Source organism: Brachybacterium sp. EE-P12 (genome assembly GCF_003711805.1).
Lineage (GTDB): Bacteria > Actinomycetota > Actinomycetes > Actinomycetales > Dermabacteraceae > Brachybacterium.
Map to the genome: position 1 here is coordinate 89,412 of NZ_QXCP01000004.1, position 15,186 is coordinate 104,597.

Here is a 15,186-nt window from a genome sequence, read left to right on the forward strand (position 1 = left end):
TCCGGGCATTCTGGCCCTATGAGGAACAGCGCCGAGTACCTGCCGCCCGCGATGGCGATGGCCCGCAGCCGTGAACCGGCCGAGCTGCTGCGCGTGGCCGAGGCGTGGCGCGGGATCGACCCGCACGGGCTCGGGCTCTCGCGAGCGGACTGGGAGGCGGCGGGCGCCCTCCTGGACTCCGGTCAGGTGCCGCTCCTGGGCGCCGGGGAGGGGGCCGACCTCCGCTTCGACTTCCCCGACGGCACGAGAGTGCTCCTCGACCAGCGGTTCTTCGTCCGCAGCGGCGACCGCTGCACGTGCGGCGACCAGCGCTGCCTGCACCGCTCCGCCGCGCTGCGCTCTCTGATGGAGAACCGCTTCCGACGGTCCTGGCGCATGATGCCCGACCTGCTGGGCCCCGACCCCGACTCCGCGGCGACGCCGACCGCGCCCAGACGGCCCGCGCCCGCCGTCGTCACCGGCCTGGTGTTCTCCGAAGAGGCTGCCTCGCCGTTGGCGGACGGCCCCTCGCTCGTGCTGCGCCCCTGCCGACGCACCAGCAGCGGCACCTGGCGTCGCTCCCTGGAGTGGGAGGCCATCGGGGAGGGCATGGCACGGCTGCCCCCGACCCAGCAGAACGTGCTGCGCACCCTGGACCGGTGGCGACGCTCGCTCCGCCCCGGCGTCCCCCTGGACGTGCTCGGCCCCGAGCTGTGGACCCTCGTGGACGCCGCCCGCGCCGCCGGTCTCGAGATCGGGGCCGACGGGGACCTGGACCTTCGCGAGCAGCGGCTCGGCCTCGCCCTCCGGCTCGAACGGGTCCCCGGCGGGCTGGTGCTGCGAGGCATCCCGACCCTGGGCGAGTGCACCGCCCCGTCGCGCTGGACGCTGCTGGGCACGCCCCCGCACAGCGTCCTGCTCGAGCACCCGGACGGCACCGTGCTGCAGCGCCTCGGCGAGGAGCCCGAGATCATCTCCCTGGTCCGCTCCGGCGAGGTGTGGATCCCCGAGGCGGAGCTCGGGGACTTCTCCCGCCGCTCGCTCCCGCGCCTGCTGGCGCTGCCGAATGTGCGCCTGGCCGGCTCGCTCGACGGCGCCGACGGCGCCGACGGACCGGAGCCCTCCGGCCGCGACATGCTGCGGATCCTCGCGAAGGAGCCCCAGATCCGGTGGGAGCTCAGCGTGCCCGAGGACCCCGACTGGCTCGACCTGCACGGCACCGTCACCGTGGGCGACCGGTCGATCACCCTCGCCACCCTCATCGTGGCGCTGCGCTCCAGGCAGCGTTTCCTCCTCGCCGACGGGCTCCACCTCGACCTCGACACGCCGCGGATGCGCGCCCTGCGCCGCCTCCTCGAGAACGCGGCCGCGCACGCCGACGAGGACCGGCTGCGGCTCAGCCGCCACGACCTCACGACCTGGGACGAGATCGCCGCCCTCGAGGGCATCCACGCCGACGCCGACCGCTGGCGCACCCTGCTGCACGGGATCCGGCCCGTGGATCTCTCGGCCGAGGAGCTCGACCCGGCCGTGCACGCGACGATGCGGCCCTACCAGCTGGAGGGATATCGCTGGCTCAGCGCCCGCTGGGACGCGGGCCTCGGCGGGATCCTCGCCGACGACATGGGGCTCGGCAAGACCCTCCAGCTCCTCGCCGCGATCCGCCGGCACCGCCGCCGCGATGACCGCCCCGTGCTCGTGGTCGCCCCGCGCTCCGTGCTCGGCACATGGGCCGAGCAGGCCTCCCGGTTCGTGCCCGACCTCCGCGTCGACGTCGTCACAGGTCGGCTCGACGCCGACCCGGATCCCGCCGCCGCGGACGTCGTGGTGGTCTCGCACCAGCTGCTGCGCCTGGACTCCGCCCGCTACCGGAGCATCACCTGGGCCGCGCTCGTGCTCGACGAGGCGCAGGCCGCCAAGAACCCCGCCTCCCAGCTGCACCGGGCTCTGCGGGAGCAGCGCCGCGAGGTGACCATCGCGGTCACCGGCACGCCCGTGGAGAACTCCCTGCAGGGCCTGTGGGCGCTGGCGGCCCTCGTCGCCCCCGGGCTGTTGCCGCCGCTGGCGAAGTTCACCCGGAAGTGGCGCCGCCCCATCGAACGCGGCGCGGACGGGGAACGGCTCGCCCTGCTGCGGCGGCGCATCGCCCCGATCCTGCTGCGCCGCACGAAGGACCTCGTCGCCCGCGACCTCCCGCCCAAGCTCGAGACCACGCTCCACGTCCCGCTCGCGCCCGCCCACATCACCCGCTACACACGGGCGCTGAACACCGAGCGCCAGCGGGTGCTGGGCCTGCTCGACGACCCCGAGGCCAACCGCGTCGAGATCCTCGCGGCTCTGACCCGCCTGCGCCTGCTCGCCACCGATCCGGGAACCGTCCGGTCACCCTCGGCGAAGGTGCGCGAGCTCGTGGACCGGCTCGAGGACCTCGCCGGCGCAGGGCACCGTGCGCTCGTGTTCAGCCAATTCACGAGCCACCTCAGCACCCTCCGCGAGATCCTCCGGCACCGGGGCATCACCACCGCCTTCCTGGACGGCTCCACCGCGTCCCGCGAGCGGGTGATCGATGACTTCCGCACCGGGGCCCAGCCCGCGTTCCTCCTCAGCCTCAAGGCGGGCGGCACCGGCCTCACCCTCGTCGAGGCGGACTACGTCTTCCTCCTGGACCCGTGGTGGAACCCGGCTGTCGAGGAGCAGGCGATCGACCGCACCCACCGCATCGGCCAGGACTCGTCGGTGACCGTGTACCGCCTGGTCTCCGCGCAGACGATCGAGGAGAAGGTGGTCGCTCTGCAAGAGGCCAAGCGCACCCTCGTCTCCTCGGTCCTCCACCCGGACGGCGAGGTCACCACCGCCCTGGACGCGGCGCAGATCCGGGAGCTGCTCGCCCCGGAGAGCTCCCACGAACCGGCCTGACAGTCCCGACCCCCTCACGAACGGCAAGGCCCATGTCCTCACAGCCCTCGCGTCCCTCATCCCTCCCCGGCCCGCTCACCCTCGATTCCTCCCCGTCCGCCGCCACATCGCCCGCCTCTCGCCGATCGGGACCAGCGCGTCGGCCTCCCGCTCCGCACCGCCTGCTGCTGCCCCCGGGCCGATGCGGCTCCTAGCATGGGCCGGGCGATGACTTCCGACCTCAGCACCCTCACCCAGCTTCTCGCCTCCCTCGACGGCCGCGGCTACGGCTCCTACAAGCAGCTGAAGGGGAGCTACGACCTGGGCCCGTGCCATCTCGTGATCGACCACGTGCAGGTCGATCCCTACGCCCCGCCCTCCCTGCTGCGCCTGATCGTGGACCGCACCGCCGCCGGATTCCCCGAGGACCTCCTCGCCGACCGCCGCGGCCGCGTCGCGACGAGCGACTTCCTCGCCCGACACCTCGCGACGGCCGCCGCGGCGATCGACGGGCGGGTCGATGTCGGCGCCCCCGGACAGGAGGTCCTCGAGCGCACCACCGTCGCGTTCACCGAGAACGGCCTCGAGGCCCGCCTCGCCGCCGAGCTTCCCGCCTCCGGCCGGCGCATCCAGGGCCGGCGCGCCGCCCGCCTGCTCACCGAGGAGCTGCCGCGCCTGGCCGAGGCGGCCCTGCGGCATCGGAGCCTCGACGCCCCGGCGCTGCGCGCCCACGTCGCCCTCCACCGCGACCAGGAGGCGCTGCGCGATCAGCTCGCCGGGCGCGGCCTGGTCGCCTTCGTGGGCGACGGCGCGATCCTGCCCCGCCGCTCCGGGGACTCCGACCTGCCGCTCCTCGACGGCCCCGTCCCCTTCGAGAGCCCTGAATCGATGCGGGTCACGGTCGAGCTGCCCAGCGGCCGGCAGGTGACCGGGATGGGGATCCCCGACGGGGTGACCGTGATCGTCGGCGGCGGATACCACGGCAAGTCGACCCTGCTCCGCGCGATCGAACGAGGCATCCACCCTCACGTGGCGGGCGACGGCCGCGAATGGGTGATCACCCGGGCCGACGCCGCGTCGATCCGCGCCGAGGACGGCCGCGCCGTGACCGGCGTGGACATCTCCCCGTTCATCTCCGGCCTGCCCTCCGGCACCGACACCCGCTCCTTCTCCACCGCGAACGCCTCGGGATCCACCTCGCAGGCCGCATCCCTGGTCGAAGCGGTCGACGCCGGCGCCTCGGCGCTGCTGATCGACGAGGACACCTCCGCCACGAACTTCATGATCCGCGATGAGCGGATGCGGGCCCTGATCCCCGCAGAGCGCGAGCCGATCACCCCGTTCGTGGACCGAATCCGCCCCCTGCTCACGGAGCGCGGGGTCTCCACCGTGCTGGTCGCCGGCGGGTCCGGGGCCTTCTTCGACGTCGCCGATCACGTGATCGCGCTGGACTCGTACCTCCCGCGGGACGTCACCGCCGAGGCCCGCGCGCTCGCCGAGGCGCCGCCGCCGTCGGCCGCCTCCGTGTTCGTGCCACCGCGCGCCCGCATCCCGGTCCCGGGCTGCCTGCGGCCGACGGGGAAGCGCAAGCCCGCCGCGGCACGCGGCCGCGACACGATCCGCCTCGGCCGTGAGCACCTGGACCTCTCGGCCGTCTCCCAGCTGCTCGACGCCGCACAGACCCAGGCGGTCGCCCACGCCCTGGATCGTCTCGCGGACCAGGCCGAGCAGGCCGGACCCGTCCCCGTCGAGGACGCGATCCGCGCCCTGTTCGAGCGGATCGATGCGGGCGGGCTCGAGACGCTCTCGCCCCACCGCGGACACCCCGGTCACCTCGCGCGGCCGCGACCGCTCGAGGTGCATGCCGCGGTGAACCGCTGGAGGGGGCTGCGACTCCTCTGAGACGACCCTCGGCACTCGTGCGTGAGGCGGGACCCCGCCGCGGCCGGTGGCACGGCCGTCGGGACGGCGACCGTGCCACGGCACCCCCGGTCAGGCCGGGTCGACGCCCTTCCCGGACGGCGAGACCAGGACCTTCACGGCGGTCTCGTTGCGGTGGATGAGGGTGTCGAATCCCTTGTCGATCAGGTCGTCGAGAGCGATGCGGCCGGTGATGAAGGGGGCGAGGTCGATCTTGCCGCTCTCGACGAGCTCGATCACGGCCGGGTGGTTGTTGACGTACCCGATCGACCCGCGCAGATCGATCTCCTTCATCACGAGCTTGTGCATGTCGAAGTCCGAGCGGTGGCCCCAGATCGAGATGTTCAGCAGCACGCCGGTGGGGCGCAGCGCGTCCATCAGGGTGTCCAGCACGACCTGCACGCTGGTGGCCTCGAAGGCGACGTCCGCGCCCTTGCCGTCGGTGAGGGCACGGACCTCCTGGGCCACGTCGACCTCGGCCGGATCCAGGGCGTGATCCGCCGCGCCGGAGTCCAGGGCCTTCTGACGGCGCAGAGGGGAGAGCTCCGAGACCACGACGGTCACCCCGAGCGCCCGCAGCACCGCACCGGTGAGCAGCCCGATGGGACCCGCGCCGCCGATCACGGCGACGTCTCCGGCCTTCGCGCCGGAGCGCTGCACCCCGTGGTAGGCGACGGCGAGCGGCTCGATGAGAGCGGCCTGATCCAGCTCGATGCTCGGGTCGATCCTGTGCACCCAGCGGCGAGCCACGGCGATCTTCTCGGCCAGGCCGCCGCCGTTGCCGCCCAGGCCGATGAAGTTCATCCCCTCGGAGAGGTGGTAGTCGGTGGACTGCGGGCCGGTGTCGGTGCCCTCCTTGAGGATGTAGGGCTCGACGACGACCTTGTCCCCGACCTCGAGATCGGTGACGCCCTCGCCGAGGGCGGCCACGACGCCGGAGAACTCGTGCCCGAGCGTCACCGGGGCCGTCTCCCCGCTCCACGACGTCGGCGTGTCCGGGGTGGGGCAGAAGATCGGCCCGTCCAGGTACTCGTGCAGATCGGTCCCGCAGATCCCGCAGAACGCGACATCGATGAGCACCTCGCCGGCGCCGGCGGTCGGCTCGTCGATCTCCTCGATGCGGATGTCCTTGTTGCCGTAGTAGCGCGCTGCCCGCACGGTGATCAATCCTCTCGACCTCGACCTCCGGTCGCTTCTCGCCCGGAGCGCTGATGGCATCGATCGTAGTGAGCAGGGTCGCGCGGGGCCCGGGACGAAGGTCGGCCCGCTGCGGGCTGCTGCCGTGCCTCGTCGTGATCCGGTTCGATCCCGGTCGAGGGCGGTCGCGTCGCCGCCGCGAGGTGACGACCAGGTAGAACGTTCATCCGGTGCCGGGTACGGTCGGCGGTGCAGCCGGGCTCGCCGCCCGGCTCCGGCATGCTCTCGACCGACTGCGCGCCTGAGGGCAGGCCGCCGACACGTGAACCCGACGAGAGAGGAAGCCATGTCCACGGTGACCATGACCGACGATCTCTACGCGACGCGACTGACGGAGGCGAAGGAGCCTGTCGTCCGTGAGCACCCCACGGTGTGGGGGAGCGCCGATGACGGCCCCTTCGACGCCGATGCCCTGCGTGCTCACGACGAGCGCGGTTTCACGATCCTGCCGGAGTTCATCACCGGTGAGGAGGTGGAGACCTTCCGGTCGGAGCTCGATCGGCTCACGGCTGACCCCTCGCTGCGCGGTGACGAGCGCGTCGTCACCGAGCGCGCCTCCGGCGAGGTGCGCTCGATCTTCGCCGTCCAGCAGCTCAGCGAGCTGATCGACCGGCTCTCACGCGACCCGCGCCTGGTGGACCGGGCCCGCCAGCTGCTCGGATCGGACGTGTACCTGCACCAGACCCGCATCAACTACATGCCCGGTTTCAAGGGCAGCGGTTTCTACTGGCACTCCGACTTCGAGACCTGGCACGCGGAGGACGGCATGCCCGCGCCTCGCGCCGTGAGCTGCTCGATCGCGCTCACGCCGAATTTCCCGTACAACGGCGGGCTCATGGTGATGCCCGGCTCGCACCGCACCTTCGTGCCGAGCCTTGGGGAGACCCCCGAGGACAACCACAAGTCCTCGCTCAAGGAGCAGAAGATCGGCGTGCCCTCCGAGGAGGCCATCACCGATATGGCCCACCGCCACGGCATCGACCAGTTCACCGGTCCGGCGGGCTCCGCCCTCTGGTTCGACGCGAACATCATGCACGGCTCGGGCAACAACATCACCCCGTTCCCGCGCTCGAACATCTTCCTGGTGTTCAACAGCGTCGAGAACACGCTCCGGGAGCCGTACGCGGCCTCCGCGCCGCGCCCGGACCACATCGCGCACCGGGACGCGCAGCCGCTGAGCTGACCCTTTCCGCATCTGCTCTGCAGTGCAGGCAGAGCGGAGCACAGGGGGCGGACGAGGTGATCGTCCGTCCCCTGTCTCCGTGCGCACGGCCCGGACGTCGCCGACCGCCCATGTGTCACACTATGAACCGTATTTAGCGGACCTTTGGGGCATCGTGGTGGACTGTCCGCAGGGGCCGTCGCCCCGGCCTGTCCACTGCCTCGAGGAGTCCGCGCCATGCCCGCTGCGCCCCGTCCTACCCGCCGCACCGCCCTCGCCCTCGGCCTCGCGGTCCCGGCCGCCGTGACGATGGCCGCCTGCGGCGGCAGCGGCAGCGGATCCGGTGAGGCCGGCGGCGAGCCCCAGCAGGGCGGCACCCTGACCTACCTCGAGCCGCAGACCTGGTCGACGCTGTACCCGCCGGCGGGCGGCTTCTACCCCAACGGCGGTGTGATCAACAACCTCACCGACCGGCTGCTGCACCAGAACCCCGAGAGCCTCGAGCTGGAGCCGTGGATCGCCGCCGCCCTGCCTGAGGTGAACGAGGACGCGACCGAGTACACCTTCACCCTGCGCGAGGACGCCACCTATTCCGACGGCACCCCGATCGACGCCGAGAACGTGGTGAAGAACTTCGATCTGTACGGCAGGGGCGATGCCGAGCGGGCGCTGACCGTCTCCGAGGCGATCAACAACTACGACCGCGGCGAGGTCGTCGACGCGACCACGGTGAGGTTCCATTTCACCGCACCCGCGCCCGGCTTCGCCCAGGCCGTGTCCACGATCAACTCCGGGCTGCTGTCGAACGCCACCCTGGACCGCAGCGGCGAGGAGTTCGGGCCCGGCAATGCGAGGGACATCATCGGCTCCGGTCCCTTCGTGATCGTCGAGGAGGAGATCGGCACCCGTCTGAGGCTCGCCGCCCGTGAGGACTACGCCTGGGCGCCCGCCTCCCTCCAGCACGAGGGCCGCGCGCACCTGGACGAGATCGACATCGTCGTCGCGGCGGAGGACAGCGTCCGCGTGGGGACGGTGACCTCCCAGCAGGCCCACATCGCCCGTCAGATCGAGGCGCCCGACGAGGCCCAGTTCGAGGCCGAGGGCCTCGCCCTGCACGCCGCCTCCACCAACGGCGTGAACAACAGCCTCAGCTTCCGCTTCCGCGATCCGGCGCTCGAGGACGTCCGCACCCGCCAGGCGCTGATCGCCGCGATCGACCGCCAGGCGATCGTGGACGCCCTGTTCTCGGACAGCTACCCGCTGGCCACCGGCATCCTCGCGACCACGGCGCTCGGCTACGTCGACACCTCCGAGAACTACGTCCACGACCTCGAGCAGGCGGCCTCGCTGCTGGACGAAGCCGGCTGGGAGGCGGGCCCCGACGGCGCCCGCAGCAAGGACGGCGAGGCGCTGACGCTCACCTTCAACGAGGCGCTGCCCCAGCCGCGGTCCCGCGAGGTGGTCACCCTGATCCAGGAGCAGCTGGCCGAGCTCGGCATCGCCGTGGAGCTGCTGCCCGGCGACCAGGCCGCCCAGGACGCCGCCCGGACCGAGCCCGGCACCCTGCAGGTGTACCACTCGATGGTGGGCCGCGCGGACCACGACGTGCTGAAGTCCCAGCTCTCCTCCGACAACCGCAACGCGCTGCTGAACGGTCACCCCGACGGCAGCGTCGGCGACGAGGAGCTCGACGAGCTGCTGGCGCAGATCGCCTCGACGCCCGAGGAGGAGGGCCGTGCGGAGGCATCCGCCGCCGCGCAGGCCCACGTCGCCGAGCAGGCCTACGTGCTGCCGCTGTTCGAGGAGCCGCAGGTGTTCGGGTACGTCGAGACGGTGCAGGGCTTCGCCACCGAGTCGGTGGGCCGCCCCACCTTCTACGACACCTGGCTCACGAGCTGAGGGACCTCCCATGCGCTACCTCCTGCGCCGGATCGGCGGCGCGCTGCTGGTGCTGGTGCTCGCCTTCACCGCGGCCTACGTGCTGCTCGCGGCCCTGCCCGGCGACGCGGTCCTCGCCCGCTACGGCAACCCCGACCTGGGCCTGACCGCCGATCAGCTGGCCGAGATCCGTGCCGCCTACGGCGCGGACCGTTCCGCGATCGTGCAGTACCTCGATACCGCCGTCTCCTTCCTGCGCGGCGACCTGGGCTACTCCGTCCAGAGCGGTGCGGCGGTCTCCGCCCTGCTCGCCGAGGCGCTGCCCTCCACGCTGACCCTCGCCGCGCTGGGGCTGCTGGTCGCCCTCGTGCTCGCGGTCCTCATCGCGTTCACCGCCACCCACGGCAGCCTGCGCGGCGGCCGGCCGACCGCCTGGCTGCGCTCCGCGCTGCGCGGGCTTCCGCCGCTGATGGTCTCCCTGCCGGTGTTCTGGATCGGGATCATGCTGATCCAGGTGTTCTCCTTCCAGCTGGGACTGGTCCCGGTGCTGAACGCCGGCCCCGTGCAGTCCCTCATCCTGCCGGTCGCGACGCTCGCGATCCCCATCGCGGCCCCGCTCGCTCAGGTGCTGATCCGCTCGATCGACGAGGTCTCCGCCCAGCCGTTCGTGGCCGTGGCCCGTTCCCGCGGCGCCTCCGCCTGGTGGCTGCTGTGGCGCACGGTGGCCCGCAACGCCCTGCTACCCGCCCTGACCATGGCCGGGCTGCTCTTCGGCGAGCTCGTCGGCGGCGCGGTCGTCACCGAGGCGGTGTTCGGGCGGATGGGCGTCGGCCAGCTCACCGCACAGGCGGTCGCGGCCCGCGACACCCCCGTGCTGATGGCCGTGGTGGTGCTGTCGACCGTCGTGTTCGTGCTGGTGAACCTGATCGTGGACCTCCTCTACCCGGTCCTGGACGCCCGGCTGCGCCGCACCGACGCCACCGGCCCGGCCCGCACCGGAGCCACGTCGTCCGCCCCCGTCGCCCCGGCATCCCCCGAGCCCGCCGAGCGCAGCGAGGTGACCGCGCGATGAGCCTGCAGACCCTCACCCGTGACCAGGCCTCCGAGCCGGGGACCGCACGCTCTTCGGCCCCCCGCGCCCGGCGCCGGCCGGCGCTGCGCCCCACCGCGGTGCTGGCCTGCCTGGTGCTGCTGGTCGCCCTCGCCTGGGCCCTGGCGCCGGCGCTGTTCACCTCCTACGGCCCCACCTCCTCCGTCGGCGCCTCGCTGCAGGCGCCCAGCGCCGAGCACTGGTTCGGCACCGACGCGACCGGACGAGACGTGTTCTCCCGCGTCGTGCACGGTGCCTCGCACTCGATCACCGCTGCGCTGGTCGCCGTGGCCGTCGGCCTCGTGGTCGGCACCACCCTCGGCGTCATCGCCGGCAGCGTGGGCGGGCTGGTCGAGGACGCGCTGATGCGGCTGGTGGACGTGCTGCTGGCCATCCCCGGCCTGCTGCTGTCGCTGTCGGTGGTGATCCTGCTCGGCTTCGGGACCACCAACGCGGCGATCGCCGTGGGCGTCACCTCCATCGCGACCTTCGCGCGGCTGTCCCGCTCCCGGGTGCTCGAGGTGCGTCGCAGCGAGTACGTCGAGGCGGCCTTCGGCTCCGGCGGCACGCTCCCGACGATCCTGTGGCGTCACATCCTGCCCAACTCCGCCGCCCCCGTGATCGCGCTGGCCGCTCTGCAGCTGGGCTCCGCGATCCTGCAGATCTCCACCCTCGGCTTCCTCGGCTACGGCGCCCCGCCGCCCACCCCCGAATGGGGGCTGCTGATCGCCGAGGGCCGCGACTACGTCGCCACCGCCTGGTGGCTCACCCTGCTGCCCGGACTCGTCGTCGCCGCGGTGGTGCTGTCCACCAACCGGCTCAGCGACGCCATCGGAAAGGCGGAGCGCCCATGAGCCCTGCACATCATCACGCGCCCACCGCACCGCTGCTCGAGGTCGCCGGTCTCCGCGTCGCCTACCGCACCCGCCGCGGCCACGTCGAGGCGGTGCGCGGCGTCGACCTCGCCGTGGCCCGCGGCGGCGTCACCGCTGTGGTGGGGGAGTCCGGCTCCGGCAAGTCCTCCGCCGCGCAGGCCGTGATCGGGCTGCTGGCGGACAACGGCGCCGTCACCGGCGGCACCATCGCCCTCACCGGCACCGACGGGCGGCGCCAGGAGCTGGTGGGCCTGCCCGAGCGGGACTGGCGGCAGCTGCGCGGCACCCGCATCGGCCTGATCCCCCAGGACCCGACCAGCTCCCTGGACCCGGTGCGGACCATCGGTGCCTCGGTCGCCGACCCGTTGCGCATCCACGGCTGGCGCGACCGGGACCGGATCGACGCCCGGGTGCTCGAGCTGCTCGAGCGGGTGGGGCTCGACGACCCCGCCGCCCGTGCCCGCCAGTATCCCCACGAGCTCTCCGGCGGCATGCGCCAGCGGGTCCTGATCGCGGCGGCGCTCGCCCTGGAGCCGGAGCTGCTGATCGCCGACGAGCCCACCAGCGCCCTGGACGTCACCGTGCAGGCCACCGTGCTGGATCTCATCGACGAGCTGCGGGAGGCCACCGGGGCAGGGGTCCTGCTGATCACCCACGACCTCGCCGTCGCCGCAGACCGTGCCGACACCCTGGTGGTCATGCGCGCGGGACGCGTCGAGGAGTCCGGTCCCACCGGGCAGGTGCTCGCCGCGCCGTCGGCCGACTACACCCGCACCCTGCTCGCCGACGCGCCCTCGCTGCGACGCGTCGTCGAGCGCGCCCCTCGCCTCTCCTCGACCGACGAGACGCCGCTGGTGACGGTGCACGGACTGCGCCAGGAGTTCGCCGGCCGCGGCGGCCGGACGCCCTTCGTCGCGGTCGAGGACCTCTCCTTCGAGATCCCGCGCGGCACCACCCACGCCCTGGTGGGGGAGTCCGGCTCCGGCAAGACCACCACCGGCCGGGCGATCGCCGGGTTCCGCGTGCCCACCGCGGGCAGCATCCTCGTGGACGGCACCGAGGTCACCCAGCTCGGCGGGAAGCGGCTGCGGGAGTTCCGCTCCACCGTGCAGCTGGTCCACCAGAACCCCTTCGGCTCGCTGGACCCCCGCCAGAGCATCGCCCAGATCCTCGAGGAGCCGCTGCGCAACACCCGCCGCGGCAGCCGTGCCGAGCGGCGCAGCGCCGCCCTGCACCACCTCGAGCTGGTCTCCCTGCCACCCGAGGTCGCCTCCCGGCGCCCCCGCGAGCTCTCCGGCGGGCAGCGTCAGCGGGTCGCGATCGCCCGTGCGCTGATCCTCCAGCCGGACGTGGTGGTGCTCGACGAGGCGGTCTCCGCCCTCGACGTCACCGTGCAGGCGCAGATCCTGCGGCTGCTGGCCTCTCTGCAGGACGAGCTGGGACTGACCTACGTGTTCATCTCCCACGACCTCGCCGTGGTGCGACAGGTCGCCGACACCGTCTCGGTGCTGCGCCGCGGGGTGCAGGTCGAGAGCGGGGCGGTGGAGCGCGTGCTCGAGGACCCCCGCCACGACTACACCCGGCAGCTGCTCGCCGCCATCCCCGGCAGCGGCGGAACCCGACCCGGCGACCCCGGCATCGACCACGAGGAGCTCACCGCATCATGACCCGACCCCGCCTCGGACTGTTCACCCGCCTGCTCGAGAACGCCCCGGCCGCGGACCGCTACCGCTTCGCGCTCGAGCAGATCAGCCACGCCGAGCAGCTCGGCTTCGCCTCCGCCTGGGTCGCCCAGCACCACTTCGGAGAGACCGAGGGAGGGCTCCCCTCGCCCTTCGTGCTGCTGGCCGCCGCCGCGCAGCGCACGCAGCGGATCGCGCTCGCCACGGGCGTGGTCACGCTCCCGCTCGACGACCCGCTGCGCGCGGCCGAGGACGCCTCGGTGCTGGACGCCCTCAGCGAGGGCCGGGTCCAGCTCGGCATCGCCGCCGGCGGCACCCCCTCCTCGTTCCCCGCCTTCGGCCGCGACCCCGCAGAGCGCCGGGAACTGTTCGCCGAGCACCTCGAGGTGCTGCGCGATGCGCTCGCCGGGCGCGGGGTGCGCGGCACCGACTCGCGCATCTACCCGCCCGCGGGCGACCTCGGGCAGCGGATCTGGCAGGCCACCTTCTCCGTCGGCGGCGGCACCCGTGCCGGGGCCGACGGGGACGGGCTGCTGCTCTCCCGCACCCAGCCCCGCCCCGAGGGGGAGCATGCCCGGCCGCTGCACGAGCTGCAGCTGCCCATCATCGACGCGTACCTCGAGGCCCTGCCCGAGGGCACCGCCCCGCGCATCCTCGCCTCCCGCACCGCGCTGGTCGTGGACCCCGAGCACCGCACCCTCGCCCTCGAACGCGCCGAGCCGGGCCTGCGCTCCCTCGCCGCCCTCCAGCCCGGGTTCGACGCCGAGCGGGCGAGCCTCCAGGAGCTGATCGAGGTGACCGACACCCACGTGGGCACCGTCGAGGAGGTCGCCGCATCCCTCCAGGCCGACGCCGCGCTGCCGCGCGTGACCGACGTGTCCTTCCAGGTGCACTCGATCGATGCCGGCCACGAGCTCACCCTGCGCAGCCTCGAGCTGCTGGCGCAGGAGGTCGCACCCCGCGTCGGCCTCGACACCGGTGCCGAGGCCGCCTCCGCGCTGCGCAGCGCGCATCGCAGCCCCGACACCGGGACCACGCCCCCTACGGCGCCACGTTGTGGTTCCGGCGGAACAGGTTCTGCGGGTCGTAGCGCTGCTTGATCCGCTGCAGGCGTCGGTAGGCGTCCTCCCCGTACGCCTCGCGGGTCGTCTCGGGCAGCGGCCGGGTCCGTTCGATGGAGCGGAAGTTGACGTACTCGCCGCCCTCGCGCAGCTGGGCCAGCGCCATCCCGGCCCTGCGACCGAAGGTGAGCAGGCGCTCGTCGTCCCCGGGGTCCTGCCAGGCGAGATGGAGCGCGACCATGAGCCGCCCGCCGCGGTGCGGGAAGGCGGTCGCGTCGTCGGGGACGCGGGCGAAGGCCCCGCCCAGCAGGTGCAGGTCCAGGCTCGCGCCCCGGCCGGGCAGCGCCTCGGCGACGTCCGTCAGCGCGTCGAGGACCTCCTCGTCCAGGCGCCGGAAGGAGGCGTTGCGCCACAGTCCCCGCGCCCCCTCGGGCAGCATCTCGCTGCGCGCGCCCTGCCAGGACTCCCAGCTCACCGGGCCGATCATCGTGTGCGTGGGCGGAGCCGCACGGTGCAGCCGCTGCACGTGCGCCTCCCCGGCGGCATGGTCCTCGCCGATCCAGACGCACTGGATCGTGAGCACCGGGTCGTCCCCGAGGCCCGCGTCCACGGGCGGGACCGCGACCGTGACCACGGCGGCGAGCTCGTCGGGCAGATCGCGGCTCCAGCGCTCGAAGGCGCCGAGCGCACGCCGCCACTGCGACCGCTCGTAGTGCAGGCTCGCCCCGAGCACGGCGGCGGGCATCGGCACCGCCCGGTAGGTCAGGGACGTGACGATCCCGAAGTTCCCGCCCCCGCCGCGCAGCCCCCAGAACAGGTCGGGGTGGGAGCGCGCGCTCGCGGTGAGCCGGCGACCGTCGGCCGTGACCACCTCGGCCCGCACCAGGCGGTCCAGGCTCAGCCCGGCCGCGCGCACGAGCCAGCCCACCCCGCCGCCGAGGGTCATCCCTGCCACGCCGGGGGAGGGGACGGTCCCCAGCGGCACCGCGAGGCCGTGCGGGGCGGTCGCCGCATCGACGTCGCCCACCCGCGCCCCGGGCGCGGCGGTGACGAGATGATGTTCCGCATCGACGGTGACCTCGCGCAGCGCCCCCAGATCGAGCACGATCCCGTCGTCGATCGTGCCGAGACCGGCGACGGAGTGGCCACCGCCGCGCACCGCGAGCGGAAGGCGCGTGCTGCGCGCGGTCTCGAGCACGAGGGGGACGTCGGCGAGCTCTCCGGCCTCGACGATCGCGTAGGGGACGCAGTCGATCATCCCGTTCCACACCGCTCGCGCCTCGTCGAAGTCGGCGTCGCCCGGTTCGAGGAACCGCCCTGCGATCCTCGACCGCAGCCGTTCCAACGCCGCACGGGACTCCGGGATCGGGTCCGTGCCCGTCGTCCATGCCATGACCGGTCGACCTCCCTGGACTGCGCCTGACCTGCGGCAGGAGCGCCGCCGCCG

Annotated in this window: 10 protein-coding genes; 8 read left to right on the top strand and 2 right to left on the bottom strand. The window is 73.4% G+C overall.

All coding sequences use genetic code 11. The features are described from left to right. The first annotated feature begins 18 nt into the window (after nt 1-18). Nucleotides 19-2,895 carry a DEAD/DEAH box helicase gene (locus D1648_RS03580; protein WP_122939455.1) on the top strand — a complete coding sequence of 959 codons (2,877 nt, stop codon included), beginning with the start codon at nt 19-21 and terminating at the stop codon, nt 2,893-2,895. Nucleotides 2,896-3,102: 207 nt separating this feature from the next. Continuing rightward, on the top strand, nt 3,103-4,776 hold the full coding sequence (locus D1648_RS03585) for an ABC-ATPase domain-containing protein (protein WP_122940200.1): 1,674 nt from the start codon (nt 3,103-3,105) through the stop codon (nt 4,774-4,776). A 90-nt stretch (nt 4,777-4,866) separates the two neighbouring features. Here the strand turns inward: D1648_RS03585 and D1648_RS03590 are convergent, their stop codons facing one another. Continuing rightward, on the bottom strand, nt 4,867-5,952 hold the full coding sequence (locus tag D1648_RS03590) for a 2,3-butanediol dehydrogenase (protein ID WP_122939456.1): 1,086 nt from the start codon (nt 5,950-5,952) through the stop codon (nt 4,867-4,869). 325 nt (nt 5,953-6,277) lie between these two features. On the opposite strand from D1648_RS03590, the gene thpD reads away from it, so the two are divergent. The 6 genes from thpD to D1648_RS03620 all read left to right on the top strand — a co-directional run bounded on the left by thpD (nt 6,278) and on the right by D1648_RS03620 (nt 13,778). Next, entirely contained in the window at nt 6,278-7,174 is an 897-nt protein-coding gene (thpD, locus tag D1648_RS03595; protein WP_122939457.1) for an ectoine hydroxylase, read from the top strand. Nucleotides 7,175-7,390: 216 nt separating this feature from the next. After that, nucleotides 7,391-9,052 (top strand): TIGR04028 family ABC transporter substrate-binding protein, encoded by a 1,662-nt coding sequence (locus tag D1648_RS03600; RefSeq protein ID WP_122939458.1) that lies wholly within the window; start codon nt 7,391-7,393, stop codon nt 9,050-9,052. Between the two features lie 10 nt (nt 9,053-9,062). Further along, on the top strand, nt 9,063-10,103 hold the full coding sequence (locus tag D1648_RS03605) for an ABC transporter permease (RefSeq protein ID WP_122939459.1): 1,041 nt from the start codon (nt 9,063-9,065) through the stop codon (nt 10,101-10,103). Further along, nucleotides 10,100-10,975, top strand: a complete 876-nt coding sequence (locus tag D1648_RS03610) for an ABC transporter permease (protein ID WP_122939460.1) — start codon at nt 10,100-10,102, stop codon at nt 10,973-10,975. The genes D1648_RS03605 and D1648_RS03610 overlap by 4 nt, the downstream gene beginning before the upstream one ends. Next, complete coding sequence (locus D1648_RS03615; RefSeq protein ID WP_122939461.1) at nt 10,972-12,663, top strand: ABC transporter ATP-binding protein; 1,692 nt, start codon at nt 10,972-10,974, stop codon at nt 12,661-12,663. The genes D1648_RS03610 and D1648_RS03615 overlap by 4 nt, the downstream gene beginning before the upstream one ends. Continuing rightward, a complete protein-coding gene (locus tag D1648_RS03620) occupies nt 12,660-13,778 on the top strand; it encodes a putative FMN-dependent luciferase-like monooxygenase (RefSeq protein ID WP_122939462.1) in 1,119 nt (372 codons plus the stop codon). Before D1648_RS03615 ends, D1648_RS03620 begins: the two co-directional genes overlap by 4 nt. Here the strand turns inward: D1648_RS03620 and D1648_RS03625 are convergent. Further along, a complete protein-coding gene (locus D1648_RS03625) occupies nt 13,720-15,132 on the bottom strand; it encodes an FAD-binding oxidoreductase (protein WP_122939463.1) in 1,413 nt (470 codons plus the stop codon). The genes D1648_RS03620 and D1648_RS03625 overlap by 59 nt on opposite strands. Nucleotides 15,133-15,186 lie beyond the last annotated feature (54 nt).

What these genes read in the sequence shown, in the direction of transcription:
- thpD (WP_122939457.1), top strand. Translation starts at nt 6,278, where the DNA reads ATGTCCACGGTGACCATGACCGACGATCTCTACGCGACGCGACTGACG.
- D1648_RS03600 (WP_122939458.1), top strand. Translation starts at nt 7,391, where the DNA reads ATGCCCGCTGCGCCCCGTCCTACCCGCCGCACCGCCCTCGCCCTCGGC.
- D1648_RS03610 (WP_122939460.1), top strand. Translation starts at nt 10,100, where the DNA reads ATGAGCCTGCAGACCCTCACCCGTGACCAGGCCTCCGAGCCGGGGACC.
- D1648_RS03625 (WP_122939463.1), bottom strand. Translation starts at nt 15,132, where the DNA reads ATGGCATGGACGACGGGCACGGACCCGATCCCGGAGTCCCGTGCGGCG.
- D1648_RS03585 (WP_122940200.1), top strand. Translation starts at nt 3,103, where the DNA reads ATGACTTCCGACCTCAGCACCCTCACCCAGCTTCTCGCCTCCCTCGAC.
- D1648_RS03620 (WP_122939462.1), top strand. Translation starts at nt 12,660, where the DNA reads ATGACCCGACCCCGCCTCGGACTGTTCACCCGCCTGCTCGAGAACGCC.
- D1648_RS03605 (WP_122939459.1), top strand. Translation starts at nt 9,063, where the DNA reads ATGCGCTACCTCCTGCGCCGGATCGGCGGCGCGCTGCTGGTGCTGGTG.
- D1648_RS03615 (WP_122939461.1), top strand. Translation starts at nt 10,972, where the DNA reads ATGAGCCCTGCACATCATCACGCGCCCACCGCACCGCTGCTCGAGGTC.
- D1648_RS03580 (WP_122939455.1), top strand. Translation starts at nt 19, where the DNA reads ATGAGGAACAGCGCCGAGTACCTGCCGCCCGCGATGGCGATGGCCCGC.